Origin of the sequence: Nocardia colli (genome assembly GCF_008704205.1) — a bacterium.
Classification (GTDB): Bacteria; Actinomycetota; Actinomycetes; order Mycobacteriales; family Mycobacteriaceae; genus Nocardia; species Nocardia colli.
In genome coordinates, this window is record NZ_VXLC01000014.1 from 368,598 (window position 1) to 386,862 (window position 18,265).

Sequence of the window (18,265 nt, forward strand, 5' to 3'; positions counted from 1 at the left end):
ACGAAACGGATTCCTCAATGACGCGGCATGTCGACGTACTGATCATCGGCGCCGGCCTCTCCGGTATCGGCATGGCCTGCCACCTCACCCGCGAGCAAACCGGGCGCAGTTACGCGATCCTGGAGCGCCGCACCGCGATCGGCGGCACCTGGGACCTGTTCCGGTACCCCGGCATTCGCTCCGACTCGGACATGCTCACCTTCGGCTACGGCTTCCGCCCCTGGATCGGCACCAAGGTGCTCGCCGACGGCCCGCACATCCGCCAGTACGTCGAGGACACCGCCGTCGAATACGGCGTCAAGGAGCACATCCACTTCGGCCGCAAGGTCACCACCGCCCGCTGGTCGAGCGAGGCGGGCAGCTGGACGGTCGAGGCGCTCGACGAGCAGACCGGCGCCGTCGAGACCTTCACCAGCAACTTCCTCGTCGGTTGTACCGGCTACTACGACTACGACAACGGCTTCCGCCCGGAATTCCCCGGCGAGGCCGACTTCGGCGGGCAGATCGTGCACCCGCAGCACTGGCCCGAGGGGCTCGACTACCGCGGCAAGCGGGTCGTGGTGATCGGCAGCGGCGCCACCGCGATCACCCTGGTTCCCGCGATGAGCGAGGACGCCGCGCACGTCACCATGCTGCAACGCTCGCCCACCTACATCACCGCGCTGCCCGCCGACGACCCGGTCGCGGTCGGCCTGAAGCTGGCCCGGGTGCCCGCCAAGCTGGCTTACCGGACCGGTCGTGCGCGCAATATCGCGTTGCAGCGCGCCAGTTTTCAGCTCTCCCGCACCAACCCCGCCGCGTCGAAGAAGGTGCTGCTCGGCGCGGTGCGGATGTGGCTCGGCTCCGATGTCGACATGAAGCACTTCACCCCGTCCTACGATCCGTGGGATCAGCGGTTGTGCGTGGTGCCCAGCGGCGACCTGTTCAAGGTGCTGCGCAGCGGCAAGGCGTCCATCGTCACCGACCGCATCGAGTCCTTCACCGAGACCGGCATCCGCCTCGCCTCGGGCGAGGAACTGCCCGCCGACCTGGTGATCAGCGCGACCGGCCTGCGCGTGCAGATGCTCGGCGGCGCGACCCTGGAGGTGGACGGCGAGCCGGTGGTCACCCGCGACCGGGTCGTCTACAAGGGCGCGATGCTCGACGGCGTGCCGAACGCGATGATGGTGCTCGGCTACACCAACGCCTCCTGGACACTCAAGGCCGACCTCGCCGCCGAATACTTCTGCCGCGTGCTCAACCACATGAAGTCGGGCGGCTTCACGAAAGTCGTTGCGGTGGCTGAAGAAGGCGACAAGGCCGCCGAGTCGGTCATGGGCGGCGCGCTCACCTCCGGCTACATCCAGCGCGGCGACGCGGTCATGCCCCGGCAGGGCACCCGCGGGCCGTGGCAGGTCATCAACAACTACTTCCGTGACCGGAAGATGCTCCGCAAGGGCCCGATCGAGGACGGCGTACTGAGCTTCACCCGGACCGCCGACGGATCCAAGGATCGCCCGCTGGCCGAGACCCGCACCGCCTGAGCCGCACACTGCCTGATTTCCCGCACACGTAATCGCATGCGATTACGTGTGCGGGAAATCAAAGGGCGTGCAGGTTCAGGTAGAGGTTGAGCTGGGTGGCGGCGTTGAGCATGGCCAGGCCCTGCTGGGTGAGTTTTCGCTGCCAGTCCGTCAGCGCTGCGGCCAATGCGTCTGTGCCGCCGGCGGTTCGGATCTGCTGGATCACCGTGCGGATGTGTCCCAGGGGGTAGCCGCCGCGCCGGAGTAGGTCGGTGAGGTGGGCGTCGCGGAGATCGCTTGCGCTGTAACGGCGATAACCGGTGGCTGGGTCGCGTGCGGGGGCGAGGATGCCTGCGTTCTCCCAGTTGCGCAGGGTTGCCGGGGTTACCCGGAGTTGGTGCGCGAGTTCGCCGATGGTTCGCGTTTCGCCGGATGAGTCTGCGACGGTGGGGGATTCGGCCGTCAGGTGCGCGACCGCTTTCCGCACCGTATCGAGAGTCTCTCTGTCCCGCAGTAATTGGCTGTGGCCGCGATCGATGGTCACCAGCACGCCCTCGACTCCGTTGTCGTGGAGTGCGTTCATGATCTGGCCGCTCGCTGCGTGCCCATAGGCCGGGATCAGTGCGAGGTAGGTCCGTAGCGCCGCCGCATGCGCCTCGGTGTAGATCCGGTAGCCGCTCGCGGTGCGTTCGGCGGGTGGGATGCATCCGTCCTGCTCATAATTGCGTACGGCTTGGGTCGAGAGGCCGTGCTCGCGCGCTAGGTCGGCTGGTCGCAGGGTATTCACTGGTTTGAGACTTTACCGGAGCGTTGAGCGGTCAGTATGCACGAAAGTCTCAACCGTTCTTTCAACGATATGATTCAGACACATGAGTCAGAACATTCGAGACTTCGTGCCCACACCATGTGACCTGGTAGCTCTGGGCGAACCCACGCACCAGGAACCGGCTTTCCAACTGGTCCGCAACGAACTGTTCGCGCAACTGGCCGACCTCGGCTTCCGCTCGATCGCCTTGGAAATCGACCGGGTCGCCGCGCTCGCCGTGAACGATTTCGTCCAGGCGGGCATCGGCACCTTCGAGACCGTGATGAGCGAGGGCTTCTCGCACGGCTGGGGAAAGCTGGAAGGCAACCGGCAGTTGGTCGGCTGGATGCGCGACTACAACGAGCACCGACCGCCGGAAGAGCAACTGACCTTCCACGGCTTCGACGGGCAAACCGAGAACACCACCGCTCAAAGCCCGCGACGCTACCTCGAATACGCCCGCGACTACCTGCAATCCGACGTCGACTTCGCGAGTCTGCTTGGTGACGACGAACTCTGGCAGCGCGAGGAGGCAATCCTGGACGCCACCAAGTCGATCGGCGCTACGCCCGAGGCCGGCCAATTGCGTTCGATCGCGTACGACCTGCTCGGCTCGCTCGAACGACGCGCACCAGAACTGATCGACAGCACGTCACACGCCGAGTGGCAAAGGGCCAGAACGTATCTCACCGCGGGCATCGGTCTGCTCCGCTACCATCGGCAGGCCGCCCGGCAACTCGACCTGGACGCCCGGATATCGCTGCTGTCGTCCACCCGGGACGCGATCATGGCCCGGAACCTCCTCGACATCCGCGGGCTCGAGGCCGGTCGCGGCGGGACGCTGGCGCACGCGCACAACTTCCACCTGCGGCGGCACCCCGGCACCATGGAGGTCGCCGGCATGGTCCTCGACTGGGTCGGCGTCGGCGCCATCGTCGGCGCGCTGTGGGGTGAGCAGTACACCTTCATCGCGGGCAGCCTGGGGCGCAGTGCAGGTCTGGAGCTGTCGGCGCCCGAGCCGGATACGTATGAGGGTTCGCTGCAAAGTCGAATCAGCACTTGGGGTTTGGCGTCCGCCGCCACGCTCGAAGGCGCTCGGATGCGGACCGGCACCACCCCGGAGAAGGGATACTTCCCGCTCGATCGCGCGACGCTAGATACCGCGGACACGGTCCTGCACATCGGCGACAGCTCGACTGTCGCGCCTAGTCGGATTGCGGGTTGACCTGAAGTCCATCGACAATGAGATCGAGGATGCGGGCGGCCCGTTCGGCGCCGCCGTTCTCGGGATTGATCCGCCAGAGAACGCTGAGCTGGAGCAGTACATCCTCGGGATCGAGGTCGGGTTTGAGTGTGCCTGCGGCGACACCTTGTTCGAGCAGCGCGCCGATCGCCCCCACGAACGGCCGGTAGTACTCGTCGTCGAGCCCCCCGTTGGTCGCCGCGTGAATGACCTCGGCGACACCGTATTTCAGCTGTCCGTATCGAGCGACTTCGTCCAACCATAGTCGCAACGCGGTCAGCGGCGGATGTCTGTCCCGTAGCGTCGGCGCCAGATCGATGAGTTCCTGGATGTCGTGCCGGTAGAGCGCGACTATCAGTGATTCCCGATTCGGGAAGTGCCGGTACAGCGTCCCGATGCCCACCCCGGCCTGCTTGGCGATCGCCGTCAGGGACGTGCCGCCGGACACGGTGAACGCGTCCCTGGCGGCGACGAGGACGCGTTCGCGATTAGTTCGGGCATCAACTCTGGCCTGCTTCGGCGTGTCCACCAATGTCGGCGCTCCATCCATACACACTGTGCCCATACCCAAACTTTGCTAAACGGAGGGCCCTCCGGTACGCTCTCGGGCAATACCGGAGGGGTCTCCGTTTCATTCTCGCACAAGCGTTCCGAACACATTGGAGGACGACGATGGGTGAGTTGGTTCTGGTAACCGGGGGGAGTGGCTACGTAGCGGGCTGGTGCATCGTCGAGCTGCTCGAACGCGGTTACGACGTGCGCACGACCGTGCGTGGCAGAGACAAGGAGGCGGCCGTCATCTCGGCCGTGTCCACCGCGGTAGACCCGGCCGGCCGGTTGACCTTCGCCATCGCCGACCTGACCTCGGACGACGGCTGGGACGCCGCGGTCAAGGACGTCGACTACGTGCTGCACGTCGCCTCGCCGCTCGGCCGCAACGCCGACGACGTGGACGCGCTGATCGACGCGGCCCGCGGCGGCGCGCTACGCGTGTTGCGCGCGGCCACCGCGGGCGGGGTCAAGCGCGTGGTGCTGACCTCGGCGGCGAACGCCTCCAGCCCGTCGTCCTACGCGACCGACGGCATCACCGACGAGACGCTGTGGACCGACCCCGAGGATCCGACGCTGATCCCGTACCGCCGGTCCAAGACCCTCGCCGAGCGCGCGGCCTGGGATTTCATGGCCGACTACGACGGCCCGACCGAGCTGACCACCATCCTGCCCGGCGCGGTCTTCGGCCCCATCCTGACCACCAGCACCACCGGATCCGTCGACATCGTCGCCCGCATGGTCGGCGGCAAGCTGCCCGGCGTCCCGCGCATCGGACTGGAAATCGTGGACGTCCGCGACCTCGCCGACATCCACATCCGGGCGATGACCGAACCCGCCGCCGCTGGCGAACGCTTCCTTGCCACCGGCGAATTCATGTGGATGCGCGACATGGCCCGCACCCTGCGCGAGGGCCTCGGCCAACGTGGCAAGCAGGTCTCCACCCGCCAGCTGCCCGACTTCGCGGTCAAGCTCGCCGCCCGGCTCAGCGACGCGTCCCTCGGCGAGATCGCCCCCGCCCTGGGCCGGCGCAACCGGCACAGCACCGACAAGGCCAAACGCATCCTCGGCTGGGCCCCCCGTCCCGCCGACCAGGCCGTCCTCGACTGCGCCAACAGCCTGATCGAACACGCCGCAGCCTGATCACCGCCCCCGCTCACCTCGTAGCCGCCCCTACCTGACATCGCCTGCAGTGTTGACAGTTTCGGGCGGCTCCCGTGGAGCGCTGATGCGCTGATACGCGCCGCGCAGATCGACCAGTGTGATGAGATCGCTGGCAAGCAGCCGATTGGTCACCGTGATGATGCGCCCATTGACATGCGGGCGACGGTTGAACTCCGCTTCGACCGTCGCCCGCGTCAGGGTGAAACACTCAGTGAGATCAAAGTTTTCATCGAACGTAACCACCAGCACAATGTCGTAGTCGCTGTCCCGAATCGCACTCAGATTCCGCCGCCGACCAGCAGTCCGCCGCGTGCCCTTCACCTGAATCCGCTCCCCACCAGGCGTGCGGATATCCCACCCTTTCTGACTGAATGATCCCCGCTCGCCACCGTAATGTTCGTACGCGATGGACTCCGCAAGATCCCCCACCGGATTGTTGTTCGTCCGCACCAGACCGCGCGCATTCAACTCCGCCATGGTCCCCGCCCACAGCCGAAGCAACTCCGGCACAGCACATCCGGTGAGATCGACATCCACCCCGGAAGTCTAGATACCACCCACCCCGACCCGGTCCATCAAAGACCACCCCCGAACGGGACTCGGCCGACCACCCCTCTCCGACTCGCCTCCATCATGTCCCGCTCGATGCCACATCGTCCGCCGAGCGGGACATGACGGAGGGCCTTCGCGCGATTCGCTTCAACTATGTCCCATTCGGTGCTGCATGCCTCCCCGAGCGGGACCTGGCTGAGGACCCTCTCGGGATCGCCGCACCGACGTCCCGTTCGGTGCAGCGCGCTTCCGCGATCGGGACCCGGCGGAGTGCATTCTTGCGATTCGGCTCAGCGGGGTCCCGTTTGGTGTTCGCCCGGGTTCCGAGCGGGACTTGGTGGAGCGCCTCTTGCGATTCGCATCCGCCCCGTTCCCTTCGATGCCCCAAGCTCCGGTGAGCGGGACCTGGCGGCGGGGACTCCTGCGATTCGTCGCAGCCACGTCCCGTCCGGTGTTCAGTCTGGACGCGACTTCCTTCTGGCGGGACGTAGTCGAGGGCGGTTGGCTTACTCCAATTCTGTTCGACGCGCGGCTGAAATGCGGGAGAAAGTGTTGGCAACGCACGTTTTCTGACACTCCGTCCGTCGACCGCGTGCCCTCGATCGGGGACCTGGCCGAGCGTCCGTCGTGACTAGCCTCAACGGCTTCCCGTTCGATGCCGCAAGCTCCGCCGAGCAGGACGTGTCGGAGGGTATTCGTGCGATTTGCCTCAGCGAGGTCCCGTTCGACGCCGCATGTCTCCGTGAACGGGACCTGGTGGAGCGCCCACCCGGGATTCGGATCGGCGAGGTCCCGTTCGGTGCCGCGTGCCTCCGTGAGCGGGACGTGGTGGAGTGCATTCCTGCGATTCGCCTCAGCTATGTCCCATTTGTTGTTCGCTGGGTTCCGAGCAGGACCTGGAGGAGTGGGGCTATGCGATTCGCTCGAGGGAAGGTCCCGTTCGGTGTTCGGCCGGGCTGTCCGTTCGTCGGGCGGGATATGGCGGGAGTGCGCCCTCCTGATTCGGCTAGGGGATATCCACCCCGCGCAGTCGGCATGCGGGTGCAAGGTGTGGGTGCAGCACTTTCTCCGATACTCCCTTCCGTCGACCGAATGCCCTCGAGTGGGACCTGACTGAGCGCCTGCTCGCGAAGCTCCGCCGAGCGGGACATGGTGGCGGAGACTCCTGTAATTCGCCTCAGTTAGGTCCCGTTCGGTGTCCAGTCGCGTCCCGAGCGGGACATGGCCGGGCGTTCTTTCGCTATTCGCCTCCGCCAAGTCCGTTTGGTGTTCCGGCGGTCGGTCGAGCGGGACTTGGCTGAGTATCCTCGCCCGATTCGTCTAAGGGATGTCCCACTTGACGCGCAGTGGACATGCGGGAGAGGCGTAGGTACCGCACAGTCTCCGACCCTCCAGCCGTCGACCGGGCACTCTCGAGTGGGACCTGGCTGAGCGTCTGCTCAGGCTTCGCCTCCACCGTGTCCCGTTCGATGCCCAGTCGCGGCCCGGTCGGGACCTGGCTGAGCGGCGTCTCGTGATTCGCCGCAACCATGTCCCGTGCGATGCCGAGTGCCTTCGCGGGCGGGACTTGGCGGAGGGCATTCTCGGGATTCAGCTCAGCGAGGTCCCGTTTGGGGTTCGCTCGGGTTCCGAGCGGGACGTGGTGGAGGGCTCTCTTGGGATTCGTTTCAGCCATGTCCCGTTCGGTGGTGCGCGCTTCGCCGAGCGGGGCTTGGGTGAGCGCTCTTTCGCGAATTGCTTCAGGTGTGGCCCGTTTGGTGTTTGGGAGGCTGGCTGTTCGGTGAGGGGCGTGGTGGAGGGGGTTCTGTGGGTCGGGTCGGGGATGTGCTGGGGGATGGGTGGGTGGGATGCGGGAGACTGGCGGGATGCGCGTGGTGGTGGTTAATCGGGGTGAGGTGGCGGTTCGGGTTTTGCGGGCTGCGCGGGAGTTGGGGTGGGGGACGTTGGCGGTGTTCACTGCTGAGGAGCGGGACGCACTGCATGTTCGGTTGGCGGATGACGCGGTGCAGCTTTCCGGGGTGGGGGCCGCGGCTTATCTGGATGTCGCAGCCGTGGTGGCGGCTGCGCGGAAGGCCGGGCCGGGGGCGTTGGTGCATCCGGGGTATGGGTTTCTGAGTGAGAGTGCCGAGCTTGCTTCTGCTTGTGCGGCGGCTGAACTCGTGTTCGTGGGGCCGGCGCCGGATGTGTTGCGGACCTTCGGCGACAAGATTGCGGCGCGGGCGGCGGCGGAACGCGCGGGGGTGCGGGTGTTGGCGGCTACCTCGAGTGGTGCGGGGGTTGCCGAGATCGCGGAATTGTTTACCGCGCATCCGGATGGGGTGATGGTGAAGGCGGCTGCCGGGGGTGGTGGGCGTGGGATGCGGGAGGTGCGGGAAGCGGGATCGCTGGAGGAGGCGTATGAGCGGTGCCGGGCGGAAGCATTGGTGGGGTTCGGGGATGACACCGTCTATGCGGAAGCACTGGTGGCGGATGCGCGGCATATCGAGGTGCAGGTGGTGGCGGATGGGGAACGTGCCATTGCGCTCGGCGACCGGGATTGCAGCGTGCAGCGGCGGCATCAGAAGCTGATCGAAGTGGCGCCCGCGCCCGATCTTGCTGCGGCGCTTCGGGAACGGCTGCACGATGACGCGGTACGTCTCGCGGAATCAGTGGGGTGTCGCGGCGTGATCACCGTCGAGTTTCTCGTGCGCGGTGGCGAGGCGTGGTTCCTCGAGGTGAACCCGCGACTACAGGTCGAGCACACCGTCACCGAAGAGGTGATGGGTGTGGATCTAGTCGCGATCCAACTGGATCTGGCCCAAGGACGCACTCTCGCGGAACTCGAATTGCCCGCAGGCACACCACGTGGCTACGCCGTGCAGGCGCGAGTGAACGCCGAAATCGTCACTGCGGGTGGTGATGTGTTGCCCAGCACCGGCACTGTCACGCAGTTCGCCGCACCGACCGGCGTCGGCGTGCGCGTCGATACCGCCGCTTACACCGGTATGCGGCAAGGGGCACAGTTCGATTCGCTGCTGGCCAAGGTGATCGCCCGCGGCCCCTCGTACTCCGCCGCACTGCGCCGTTGTTCGGACGCGTTGGCCGAAACCGTGGTCGTCGGAATCGATACGAACGCGGCACTGCTGCGGGCGGCACTGGACGAGCTGTCCACCGGGACTACTATCTCGACCGAGTGGTTCGAACAGAATCTGCACGAACTCGTCACCCGGGCAATCGATTACGCGCCCGCACCGCACCTCGAACCGGCCACCGCCGCGGTCCCGGAATCCATCGACCTCCAAGACGATGAACAGACCCTCCGCTCGCCCATGGGCGGCACCGTGGTCAGCCTCGTCGAACCCGGCACCGTCGTAGCGGCGGGCGCCGAGGTCGCCGTCCTGGAAGCCATGAAGATGCAGCACGTGCTGCGCGCCGAACAACCACTGCTCATCCGGCGGCACGTCGCGGCACCCGGCGCAACGGTGGATCCGCATGCGCCCCTGCTGATCTGGACCGAGGCGGACCACGACGGAACCGTCGCCGATATCGCGGCCGTCGACCTCGACGCCGTCCGCCCGGACCTGGCCGAGGTGCGCGACCGCCATCGCATCGGCCTGGACGAGGCCCGCCCCACCGCCGTCGCCAAACGCCACCGGCTGGGCCGGCGCACCGCCCGCGAGAACATCACCGACCTCGTCGACGACGACAGCTTCGTCGAATACGGCGCCCTCGCCGTCGCCGCCCAGCGCCTGCGCCGCAGTCCGGAAGACCTGATCGCGAACACCCCCGCCGACGGCCTGATCGGCGGCGTCGCCACCGTCAACGCCGACCGTTTCGGCCCCGACCACACCCGGGTGGTCGTGCTCTCCTACGACTACACCGTCATGGCAGGCACCCAGGGCTACCGCGGTCACGCCAAGACCGACCGCATGCTGGAAATGGCTGCCACCCAATGCCTTCCGGTGATCTTCTTTACCGAGGGCGGCGGCGGTCGCCCCGGCGACACCGACACCGGCGGCATCTCCGGCCTCGATTTCACCACCTTCCACACCATGGGCGCACTGTCCGGCCGAGTCCCGTTGATCGGCATCGTGTCCGGCCGCTGCTTCGCGGGCAACGCCGCCCTGCTCGGCATGTGCGACGTCGTGATCGCCACCCCCGACGCCAACATCGGCATGGGCGGCCCCGCCATGATCGAAGGCGGCGGACTCGGCGTCTATGCCCCCGAGGACATCGGCCCGATCGAGGTCCAGCGCCGCAACGGCGTCGTGCACATCGTCGCCACCGACGAAGCCGAGGCGGTTCGCATCGCCAAGCGCTATCTGGCGTATTTCCAAGGCCCGGTGGACGATTGGACCGCGCCGGACCCGCGCCTCGCCCGCCACGTGATCCCGGAGAACCGGCTGCACGCCTTCGACATCCACGCCGCCATCGAAGCCGTCGCCGACGTCGATTCGGTGCTCGAACTACGCCCCGACTGGGCCGTCGGCATCGTCACCGCCCTGATCCGCGTCGAGGGTCACCCCTACGGCCTCATCGCCAACAACTGCCACCACCTCGGCGGCGCCATCGACGCCCCCGCATCCGAGAAACTCGGCAGCTTCCTGCGCCTGTGCGGAGCACACGATCTGCCGATCGTCTCCCTCTGCGACACACCGGGTTTCATGGTCGGCCCGGACGCCGAAAAAGACGCCACCGTCACCAAGTTCAGCCGCCTCTTCATCGACGCCGCCGCACTCTCCGTCCCCTGGGGCACCGTCATCCTGCGCAAGGGCTACGGCCTCGGCGCCCAAGCCATGGCCGCCGGCTCCTTCCGCGCGCCCCGTTTCGTCATCGCCTGGCCCACCGGCGAAATCGGCGGCATGGGCTTGGAAGGCGCTGTCCGCCTTGGCTTCGCGAAGGAACTCGCCGCCATCGAGGACCCGGTCAAACGCCAGGAGGCCTTCGACAACATGGTCGCCCTCGCCTACACCACCGGCAAAGCCCTGACCGCCGCCACGTTGCTGGAACTGGACGACGTCATCGACCCGGCCGACACCCGCCGTTGGATCCGCACCCTCCGCTGACTACTGAAGCGCAGTTTCCAAGGCGTCCACCAGGTTTCGGGCACGGAGGTCCACCGCACCTTCGACGATGTAGTTGGTGACGTAAGCGAAGGCGAGGTTGCGTTCGGGATCGGCGTAGCCGAGTGAACCGCCGCGCCCGGGGTGGCCGAAGGTGTTCGGGCCGCCGAGGGTGAGGTCGGCGATGGGCAGCATGAATCCGGTGGCGTAGCGGTCGGGGAGCATGATGACCCGGTCGATGCCGCTGGTCTGTTCGCGGATGGCGGCGGTGAGGGTTTCGACGGTGAGCAAACGCTTTCCGTCGACCTCGCCGACCAGTGACGCATACAACCGGGCCAACCCGCGAGCGGTGCCGATACCGTTGCTCGCCGGTATTTCCGCGGCATGCACTGCGGGCGAATTGAAGTCGATGTCCGGCGGGTCGGTGATCTGAAAGGCCCGGTTCGCCAACGACTCCGGGTCCCGCATCGCCGCGACCATCGGCCGCAACTGCTCCGGGATCAGCTTATCCGGCACCGAATCCAGGTCCGGCTTCGGCGCGAACACCAACCGGCTGACCCGATCCCGTTGCGCCGCAGGCAAACCGATGAAGAAGTCGACGTCATACGGCCCGGCGATCTCCTCGGCCAGGAACTGCCCGACCGTCCGCCCGGTGATCCGGCGGATCACCTCGCCGACCAGCCAGCCGAAGGTACGACCGTGATAACCGTGATCGGTGCCGGGCGTCCAGTTCGGCGTCTGCGCGGCGAGCGCGTCGACCATGGGCGTCCACGCCAGCGCGTCGGCCAGCGGCACCGGCTTGTCGATCGCCGCGAGCCCCGCCTGATGCGTCAGCAACCAGCGCACCGGAATCTCGCCCTTACCCGCGGCCGCGAACTCCGGCCAGTACCGTGCGACGGGCGCATCCAGGTCGAGCAGCCCGCGCTCGACCAGCAGCTGCGTCGCCGCCGCGACCACCCCTTTGGTCGCCGAGTAGACCAGTTGAAGCGTGTCGCGCTCCCACGGCCGCCCGGCGTCCGGATCAGCGAGCCCACCCCACAGATCGACCACCGGCCGCCCGTCCAGATACACGCACACGGCCGCCCCGATATCGCCCTGATCTGCGAAGTTCGCGGCAAACGCGCCCCGTACCGCCTCGAATCCAGGTGCCACCGTTCCGTCGATCGTCATGAACCCCAGCATGTCATGCGCCCACCCGGCGTCGCATCGAACTTTTTTCCGGATGTCCGAGAATGGTCAGCAGCGCCGACGTTCCTGATGAGCGCCACCACCGCGGTGCCGCCAACCCAGAGGAGTTGCGATGAAATACATGATCCTGAGCTTCGGCTCGCAGCAGGACTACGACGGCATGGCAGGCAAAGCCACCGGCAAACCCGCGTGGACCGCCGACGAATTCACCGCGATGGTCCAGTTCATGACCGACTTCAACAAGAGCCTCGAGGAGTCCGGCGAACTGGTCGAGACCCGCGGACTGGCCGAGCCGGTGCACACCCGGCGGATCGGCGGCAAGGGCGGCGCGTTCGTGACCGACGGACCGTACGCGGAGACCCAGGAGGTGCTCGCCGGCTACTGGATCGTCGAGTGCGAAAGCTTCGACCGCGCCACCGAGATCGCGGCCCGGCTCGGCACATGCCCCGCGCCCGCCCACCTCGCCGACACGGCCTACGCGGATGTGCGGCCGATCGCCGAGGCGGCGGCCCCCGAGTTCGGCTGAGATGCCGAATCACCCGGTGGCGGACCTGCTGCGCGTTTCCGCGCCGCAGGTCCTCGCCGCGCTCGTGCGCCGCTACGGCCACTTCGACACCGCCGAGGACGCGGTGCAGGAAGCACTGCTCGCCGCTGCCACGCAATGGCCCGGCCAAGGCATCCCCGACAACCCGCGCGCCTGGCTGATCACGGTCGCGTCCCGCCGACTGACCGACCTGCTGCGCAGCGAGCAGGCCCGCAAGCAGCGCGAGGAGACGGCCGCTCGATGGGTGCTCCCGCAGGACTGGCTGACCCCGCCCGCCGACCGGCAGCCGACGGACTCCGACGACACCCTGATCCTGCTGTTCCTGTGCTGCCACCCGGCATTGTCGCCGCCGTCGCAGGTCGCGCTCACCTTGCGCGCGGTCGGCGGCCTGACCACCGCCGAGATCGCCCGCGCCTTCCTGGTCCCCGAACCGACCATGACCAAGCGCATCAGCCGAGCGAAGAAAACGATCAAGGACAGCGGCATCCCGTTCGCGCCGCCCGCCCTCGGCGACCGCGACGCCCGCCTCGCCGCGGTGCTGCACGTGCTCTACCTGATCTTCACCGAGGGCTACGCCGCCACCTCCGGAACGAGCCTGCACCGCGGCGAATTGTCCACGGAGGCAATCCGGCTCACCCGTCTGGTGCATCGGCTGCTGCCCGACGACGCCGAGGTGGCCGGCCTGCTCGCGCTGCTGCTGCTCACCGACGCCCGCCGCGAGGCGCGCACCGGACCCGGCGGTGAACTCGTCTCGATGGAAGACCAGGATCGCAGCCGCTGGCACGCCGAGTTCATCACCGAGGGCGTCGCACTGATCACCGCGTCGCTGCCGCGCGGCGTCCCCGGCCCGTACCAACTCCAGGCCGCGATCGCCGCGCTGCACGACGAGGCGCCGAGCTACCCGGACACCGACTGGCCGCAGATCATGCTGCTCTACGAACGCCTGCTCGCCCTCGTCGACAATCCGATGATCGCGCTCAACCACGCCGTCGCGGTATCGATGGTCCGCGGACCGCACGCGGCAATGAAACTCGTCGACGACCTGGCAGCCGACGGCCGCCTCGCCGACGACCACCGCCTGCACGCGGTACGCGCCCACCTGCTGGAAACCACCGGCGACACCGCGTCCGCCCGCGCCGCGTATCTGCTTGCCGCGCAGCACACCACGAGCATCCCGCAGCAGCGTTACCTGCGCGCCCGCGCCGCCCGCCTGCCGGGGGAGACCTGCGGCTGAACCTGTCGGTGCCGCCCGGAATACTCGACCGCGGTCGCCCCACGAATCGTCACCAGGAGGATCCGCATGCCCCGCGAGCTCGAAGACCTGCCCTACGCGCGCCACCTCGCGGCTTGGGAGGGTGAGCTCGAGCCCGAGGGTGACTACGACTGCGTGCACCTCGACGGCGCCGAACTTGACGACGTCGACCTGCAGAACGCCCGCTTCAGCGAATCCGCCCTGACCGCACTGGCCTTCAATCGAGGCAGCCTGCGGCACACCAGATTCGTCGACGTCTGGCTGCGCAACGTCCGCTGGATCGGCACCGAACTCGCCGACACCGGCTGGCAGGACGGCGAGGTCATCGCCGGCGCCATGTCCGGCGTCGACCTGGCGGGCTCCCGCCTGCGCCGCGTACGTTTCGAAGGCTGCAAATTCGACTCGGTCAACTTCCGTACCGCCCAGCTCCGCGACGTCACCTTCGTCGAATGCGTCCTGCGCGACTGCGATTTCGGCGACGCCACCCTCACCAACGTCACCTTCCCTGGCTCGACCTTGGAAAGCATGATCATGAACCGGGTGAAGCTCACCAAGGTAGACCTCCGCGGCGCCCGAGCCCTCGACATCACCGACGGCCTCGACTCCCTCCGCGGCGCCACCATCGACAACGGTCAACTCATGGAACTGGCCCCCGCCTTCGCCCGCCACCTCGGCATCGTCGTCCGAAACTCTTGATGACCTGGGGTAATGTTTCGCTGAGCGTCGAGTTCGATCGTCCGGCTCCGAGCAGCGAGGAGACCGACCCGTGCAAGCTCTGCGAATGCCGGCCCTGGTCGCCGCGGCGGCCCTGCTGGTCGGTGGATGCTCCGATGACGAGTTCGACTATCCAGGCAACGGTCAGCGCGACGCGTTCTATGCCCAACCGGTCGAGTGGCTACCCTGCGTGGAAAGTGAACCGAGCGACTGGTTCCCGGACGTACGCGCGGACGACCGCAGGTGTGCCCGCATACTCGCGCCGTTGAGCTATCGCGCCGCCGGCCGGTTGGCTCCGGATGCGGGGTTGACGGTCTCCCTCGCTGTCGCCCGGCAGCCCGCCGAGGCCGCGAAACACGGCACGCTGCTGCTGATCAGCGGTGGCCCCGGCGGACCCGGGCTATCGATGCTGGACATGGCGTTCCCGGAACAGATCCGCCGCCACTACGACATCGTCTCCTACGACCCGCGCGGCGTCGGTCGCTCGGCACCGCAGATCAGATGCGACCCCACCGAGGTCGACCTCACGGAGGAACAGGATTCGCCGGCTGCCACCGAAGCGGCGCGGAGCGAGTTCGTCTCCTCGTGTGTGCGCGGCACCGCCCCGGAAGTGCTGGCGCACATCGGTTCCGACGAGGCCGCCGATGACATCGACATCCTGCGTGGCGTACTCGGTGAGCCGCAGCTGAATATCCTTGCGGCGTCTTACGGCACGCAGGTCGCGGCGATGTACATCGACCGCTACCCGAACGGCTATCGCGCCGCCGTGCTCGACGGCGTTGTCGATGTCACCGAGAACAGCACCCAGATGCGCGTAGGACAGGAGAAGGGCTATCAGGAGACCTTCGATCGGGTGGCCGCCTTCTGCGTCGACCGCTATCGCGCGGAAGGGCACCCGGAATGCCCGTTCGGGGACGATCCGGCTCAGGCGGAGAACGTCTTTCGGGGCGTTCTCCGCGACGTGAAGGAACACCCGGTCGCCGCAGGCGCGGCACCGGCGGTGGAACCGAGCGACATCCTGCGGGCATTGATTGCGAGCTACCTCTGGCCCGAAGGGTGGGCACCCTACCTCGATGCCCTGGGTGCGGTCCGGCACGGTGACGGCGCACCGATGCGCCGACTGGCCGACGCGGAGACCGGATTGAATTATTGGACCTCGGGCATGGAGGAAAATGCGCTCGCGGCGATCACCTGCGCCGACGTCGCGGACCCGACCGACGACCGGGCATCGCGGCAAGCCGACGAGGCGGCCATGTACGACGCCGCGACCTACGACGACTACACGCCGCGTCCCGCCGAGTTTCCCCTCGGCACCTGCGATTTCTGGCCGTTCGCGGGGACGGCCAAGGCCTTCCGGCCGCATCGCGCCAACGGTTCGGCGCCGGTGCTGTTCGTCGGCACCAGGCACGACCCGACCACTCCGCTGCGCAATGCCGAGCGCATGGCGAACTATCTCGACAGCCCGCTGCTGACGCGCGAGGGTGACGGGCACACCTTCGTCTTCAATGACGTCAACCAGTGCATCGACGGCCTTGTTGTGCGCTACCTCGGCGATCCGTTCTCGGCGCGAAATGCAGTGTGCCAGTAGCGGTCAAGCGCCGGCGCGGGCGATCGTTGCGGCTACACCGTCGAGGACCAGATCCAAGCCGAACTCGAAATCATCCTGGCTGGGGTCGGGTGTGGCGGGTGGCGGCGCGGATTCGAAGAGGCCGGAGCCGAAGAGTTCGGCGGCGTCCGGAAACAGTTCGGGGTCGACCAGGCGCGCCATGTGCCGGGCGTAGTTGCGGTTGGTTTCGGATTCGTCGAGACCGGTTGTGCGCCTGCCCTGTTCGAGTTGCTGGGCGAGGAGGTCGGCTTGACGGACGTAGCCGCTGACCACCATGACGACGCCGACCTTCGTGCCCGGATCGAGGCCGGTGGGACGGAGGGCGCGTAAGCCCGCGTCCATCCAGCAGATGGTGCTGGGTCCGCTCGGCGGGCCGGAGATGGGCAGCTGGGTCAGCCAGGGGCGCTGCCGGTGTACCGACCAGAGGGCGACGGCCCACTCGCGCAATGCGGTACGCCAATCGCCCACGGGGGCAGGGAAATTCGGGGCAGGGCCGGTGGCGGCGTCGCCCATGAGGACGAGCAGTTCTTCCTTCGAGCCGATGTGGCGGTAGAGCGACATCGGTGTGACGCCGAGGGTTTCGGCGATCTTCGGCAGGGTGGCGCCGGAGAGCCCGTCTCGATCGGCCAGCTGCACGGCGGTGCGCACGACCTGCTCGACGTCGAGCCCGGCGGGCCGACCGAGTCGCGAACCGGTGGGCAGGCGCCACAGGCGGATCAGCTCGTTCGGCGGGGTGTCGTCGGCCATCGTGCGGTTCGCCTCCTCAGCGCTTGTGCTCGATCGGCGGGAAGGTTAGCATGCGTCTTATAGTATAAGATATATACTAATGAGGAAAGAGCCTGGTCGCCGCGCATCGAGCGGGGATGGATCAGCGAAAGCGAGAGTCCATGGACAGCACCGTCATCAGACGAATCACCGGCGCGGCAGGGCTGGTCGCCACGATCCTGATGCTCGTCGAGCTACCGCTCTACTTCGTCTACTCCGGCCCGCCGCTGGACTGGAACATCCTCACCCGCAGCATGTTCGGGCTCATCGGCAACATCCTGCTGGTGGTGTTCATGATCGGGCTCCCGCAGCTGCTGAAGGAACGCGGCCCGCAGTACGCGTGGATCGGCTCGATCAGCGCGGCCGCGGGACTGATGTGGCTCACGGTCACCAGCGTCGCCACCTGCCTCGAGGTCGGCGCGGCCATCGCCGCGCCCGACCCGATCGATCCGACCATCGCGGTGACGGGCACCTACCTGCTCTACGGCTCGCTGTCCAAGCTGCTGATCGCGTTGTTCCTGACCGCCTTCGGCTTCGCGATCGCGGGCACCGCGCTGCTGCCCCGCTGGACCAGGTGGACGGCGTTCGGCCTGGCCGTCATCCACCTGATCTTCGTGCCGTCCCTGTTCTGCGGAAACGACCCGGCGAACTTCTACGCGGCCAACGGCTGGGGCACCACGGCGTCGACCGGCGGCCTGACCATCCTCTGGCTGCTCGCGGTGAGCGCCACCCTGCTGCGCGCGCCGAAGCTGCGGACTACTTGAGCGGCAACGCCTGATTCATCCCGCCGACCTCGGTGATCTGCCACCCGGAGTGCTGGTCGACCGTCACCGTGTAGGTGGCGGTCACCTGACCGGCCTGCGGATTCTGCACATTCGAGATGGTCAGGCTCACGAACGCGTTCACCGTGTACACCCCGTTGTTCCGCGCGGTCACCTTGGCCGCCACCGGCGTCGCGGTCGAGGTCCACTTCAGCGGGGTGAGCAGCTCGCCCATCTTCGGGCCGACCGTATCGAACTTGCCGGCCAGCGCGGGCGCGGTGTTGGCCTTCAACTTGCCGATCCAGGTGTTGATGTCGGCGTAGTTGATGGTCGACGCGCCGACCGCGTAATCGGTGGCGACCTGCTCGGCGTGCCGGTCGTCGGCCGCCGCGGCCCGGTCGTCGGCCAGCTCGCCGCGGGCGAGTACGAGGAAGACGGACAGCACGACCACCGCCAGGACGAGCACCGTGATGACCGCGCCCCGGATGAGCGTCGGTATCTCGATGCTCACCGACCGGTCGCGGGTAGAGGTCGTGGGCGCGGTGTCGGATTCGGGGGTCTTGGTCAGCGTTAGCATG

General features: G+C 67.4%; 15 protein-coding genes. 9 read left to right on the plus strand and 6 right to left on the minus strand.

Features of this window, described 5'->3' with window-relative positions; all coding sequences use genetic code 11:
- Positions 1 to 17 precede the first annotated feature (17 nt).
- Complete coding sequence (locus F3087_RS26080) at positions 18 to 1,523, plus strand: flavin-containing monooxygenase (protein WP_150404653.1); 1,506 nt, start codon at positions 18 to 20, stop codon at positions 1,521 to 1,523.
- A 58-nt stretch (positions 1,524 to 1,581) separates the two neighbouring features.
- On the opposite strand, the gene F3087_RS26085 is transcribed toward F3087_RS26080, so the two are convergent.
- On the minus strand, positions 1,582 to 2,289 hold the full coding sequence (locus F3087_RS26085; RefSeq protein ID WP_150404654.1) for a TioE family transcriptional regulator: 708 nt from the start codon (positions 2,287 to 2,289) through the stop codon (positions 1,582 to 1,584).
- 82 nt (positions 2,290 to 2,371) lie between these two features.
- On the opposite strand from F3087_RS26085, the gene F3087_RS26090 reads away from it, so the two are divergent.
- Positions 2,372 to 3,532, plus strand: a complete 1,161-nt coding sequence (locus tag F3087_RS26090; protein ID WP_150404655.1) for an erythromycin esterase family protein — start codon at positions 2,372 to 2,374, stop codon at positions 3,530 to 3,532.
- Here the strand turns inward: F3087_RS26090 and F3087_RS26095 are convergent.
- The gene (locus F3087_RS26095) at positions 3,513 to 4,115 is read right to left on the minus strand and encodes a TetR/AcrR family transcriptional regulator (RefSeq protein WP_223885337.1); all 603 of its coding nucleotides are present in this window, start codon (positions 4,113 to 4,115) and stop codon (positions 3,513 to 3,515) included. The genes F3087_RS26090 and F3087_RS26095 overlap by 20 nt on opposite strands.
- A 107-nt stretch (positions 4,116 to 4,222) precedes the next feature.
- On the opposite strand from F3087_RS26095, the gene F3087_RS26100 reads away from it, so the two are divergent.
- The gene (locus tag F3087_RS26100) at positions 4,223 to 5,242 is read left to right on the plus strand and encodes an NAD-dependent epimerase/dehydratase family protein (RefSeq protein WP_150404656.1); all 1,020 of its coding nucleotides are present in this window, start codon (positions 4,223 to 4,225) and stop codon (positions 5,240 to 5,242) included.
- A gap of 30 nt (positions 5,243 to 5,272) precedes the next feature.
- Here the strand turns inward: F3087_RS26100 and F3087_RS26105 are convergent, their stop codons facing one another.
- The gene (locus F3087_RS26105; protein WP_150404657.1) at positions 5,273 to 5,800 is read right to left on the minus strand and encodes a DUF6998 domain-containing protein; all 528 of its coding nucleotides are present in this window, start codon (positions 5,798 to 5,800) and stop codon (positions 5,273 to 5,275) included.
- A gap of 1,880 nt (positions 5,801 to 7,680) precedes the next feature.
- On the opposite strand from F3087_RS26105, the gene F3087_RS26110 reads away from it, so the two are divergent.
- Positions 7,681 to 10,860, plus strand: coding sequence for an acetyl-CoA carboxylase family protein (locus tag F3087_RS26110; RefSeq protein WP_150404862.1), 3,180 nt, complete (start codon positions 7,681 to 7,683; stop codon positions 10,858 to 10,860).
- On the opposite strand, the gene F3087_RS26115 is transcribed toward F3087_RS26110, so the two are convergent.
- A complete protein-coding gene (locus F3087_RS26115) occupies positions 10,861 to 12,027 on the minus strand; it encodes a serine hydrolase domain-containing protein (RefSeq protein ID WP_150404658.1) in 1,167 nt (388 codons plus the stop codon).
- Between the two features lie 130 nt (positions 12,028 to 12,157).
- On the opposite strand from F3087_RS26115, the gene F3087_RS26120 reads away from it, so the two are divergent.
- The 4 genes from F3087_RS26120 to F3087_RS26135 all read left to right on the plus strand — a co-directional run bounded on the left by F3087_RS26120 (position 12,158) and on the right by F3087_RS26135 (position 16,143).
- Complete coding sequence (locus tag F3087_RS26120; RefSeq protein ID WP_150404659.1) at positions 12,158 to 12,571, plus strand: YciI family protein; 414 nt, start codon at positions 12,158 to 12,160, stop codon at positions 12,569 to 12,571.
- 16 nt (positions 12,572 to 12,587) lie between these two features.
- A complete protein-coding gene (locus F3087_RS26125) occupies positions 12,588 to 13,823 on the plus strand; it encodes a sigma-70 family RNA polymerase sigma factor (protein WP_223885338.1) in 1,236 nt (411 codons plus the stop codon).
- A 66-nt stretch (positions 13,824 to 13,889) separates the two neighbouring features.
- A complete protein-coding gene (locus tag F3087_RS26130; RefSeq protein WP_150404661.1) occupies positions 13,890 to 14,537 on the plus strand; it encodes a pentapeptide repeat-containing protein in 648 nt (215 codons plus the stop codon).
- A gap of 70 nt (positions 14,538 to 14,607) precedes the next feature.
- Complete coding sequence (locus tag F3087_RS26135) at positions 14,608 to 16,143, plus strand: alpha/beta hydrolase (RefSeq protein WP_150404662.1); 1,536 nt, start codon at positions 14,608 to 14,610, stop codon at positions 16,141 to 16,143.
- 3 nt (positions 16,144 to 16,146) lie between these two features.
- Here F3087_RS26135 and F3087_RS26140 read toward each other — a convergent pair whose 3' ends face one another.
- Positions 16,147 to 16,908 (minus strand): TetR/AcrR family transcriptional regulator, encoded by a 762-nt coding sequence (locus F3087_RS26140; protein ID WP_150404663.1) that lies wholly within the window; start codon positions 16,906 to 16,908, stop codon positions 16,147 to 16,149.
- 140 nt (positions 16,909 to 17,048) lie between these two features.
- On the opposite strand from F3087_RS26140, the gene F3087_RS26145 reads away from it, so the two are divergent.
- Positions 17,049 to 17,690, plus strand: coding sequence for a hypothetical protein (locus tag F3087_RS26145; RefSeq protein WP_150404664.1), 642 nt, complete (start codon positions 17,049 to 17,051; stop codon positions 17,688 to 17,690).
- Here the strand turns inward: F3087_RS26145 and F3087_RS26150 are convergent.
- Positions 17,683 to 18,264 (minus strand): hypothetical protein, encoded by a 582-nt coding sequence (locus F3087_RS26150; RefSeq protein ID WP_150404665.1) that lies wholly within the window; start codon positions 18,262 to 18,264, stop codon positions 17,683 to 17,685. The genes F3087_RS26145 and F3087_RS26150 overlap by 8 nt on opposite strands.
- Position 18,265: the final 1 nt, after the last annotated feature.

Bases quoted from the DNA above. Each gene is read 5' to 3' on its own strand.
- F3087_RS26080 (WP_150404653.1), top strand. From the start codon at position 18: ATGACGCGGCATGTCGACGTACTGATCATCGGCGCCGGCCTCTCCGGT.
- F3087_RS26090 (WP_150404655.1), top strand. From the start codon at position 2,372: ATGAGTCAGAACATTCGAGACTTCGTGCCCACACCATGTGACCTGGTA.
- F3087_RS26095 (WP_223885337.1), bottom strand. From the start codon at position 4,115: ATGGGCACAGTGTGTATGGATGGAGCGCCGACATTGGTGGACACGCCG.
- F3087_RS26100 (WP_150404656.1), top strand. From the start codon at position 4,223: ATGGGTGAGTTGGTTCTGGTAACCGGGGGGAGTGGCTACGTAGCGGGC.
- F3087_RS26110 (WP_150404862.1), top strand. From the start codon at position 7,681: ATGCGCGTGGTGGTGGTTAATCGGGGTGAGGTGGCGGTTCGGGTTTTG.
- F3087_RS26115 (WP_150404658.1), bottom strand. From the start codon at position 12,027: ATGACGATCGACGGAACGGTGGCACCTGGATTCGAGGCGGTACGGGGC.
- F3087_RS26120 (WP_150404659.1), top strand. From the start codon at position 12,158: ATGAAATACATGATCCTGAGCTTCGGCTCGCAGCAGGACTACGACGGC.
- F3087_RS26130 (WP_150404661.1), top strand. From the start codon at position 13,890: ATGCCCCGCGAGCTCGAAGACCTGCCCTACGCGCGCCACCTCGCGGCT.
- F3087_RS26140 (WP_150404663.1), bottom strand. From the start codon at position 16,908: ATGGCCGACGACACCCCGCCGAACGAGCTGATCCGCCTGTGGCGCCTG.
- F3087_RS26145 (WP_150404664.1), top strand. From the start codon at position 17,049: ATGGACAGCACCGTCATCAGACGAATCACCGGCGCGGCAGGGCTGGTC.
- F3087_RS26150 (WP_150404665.1), bottom strand. From the start codon at position 18,264: ATGCTAACGCTGACCAAGACCCCCGAATCCGACACCGCGCCCACGACC.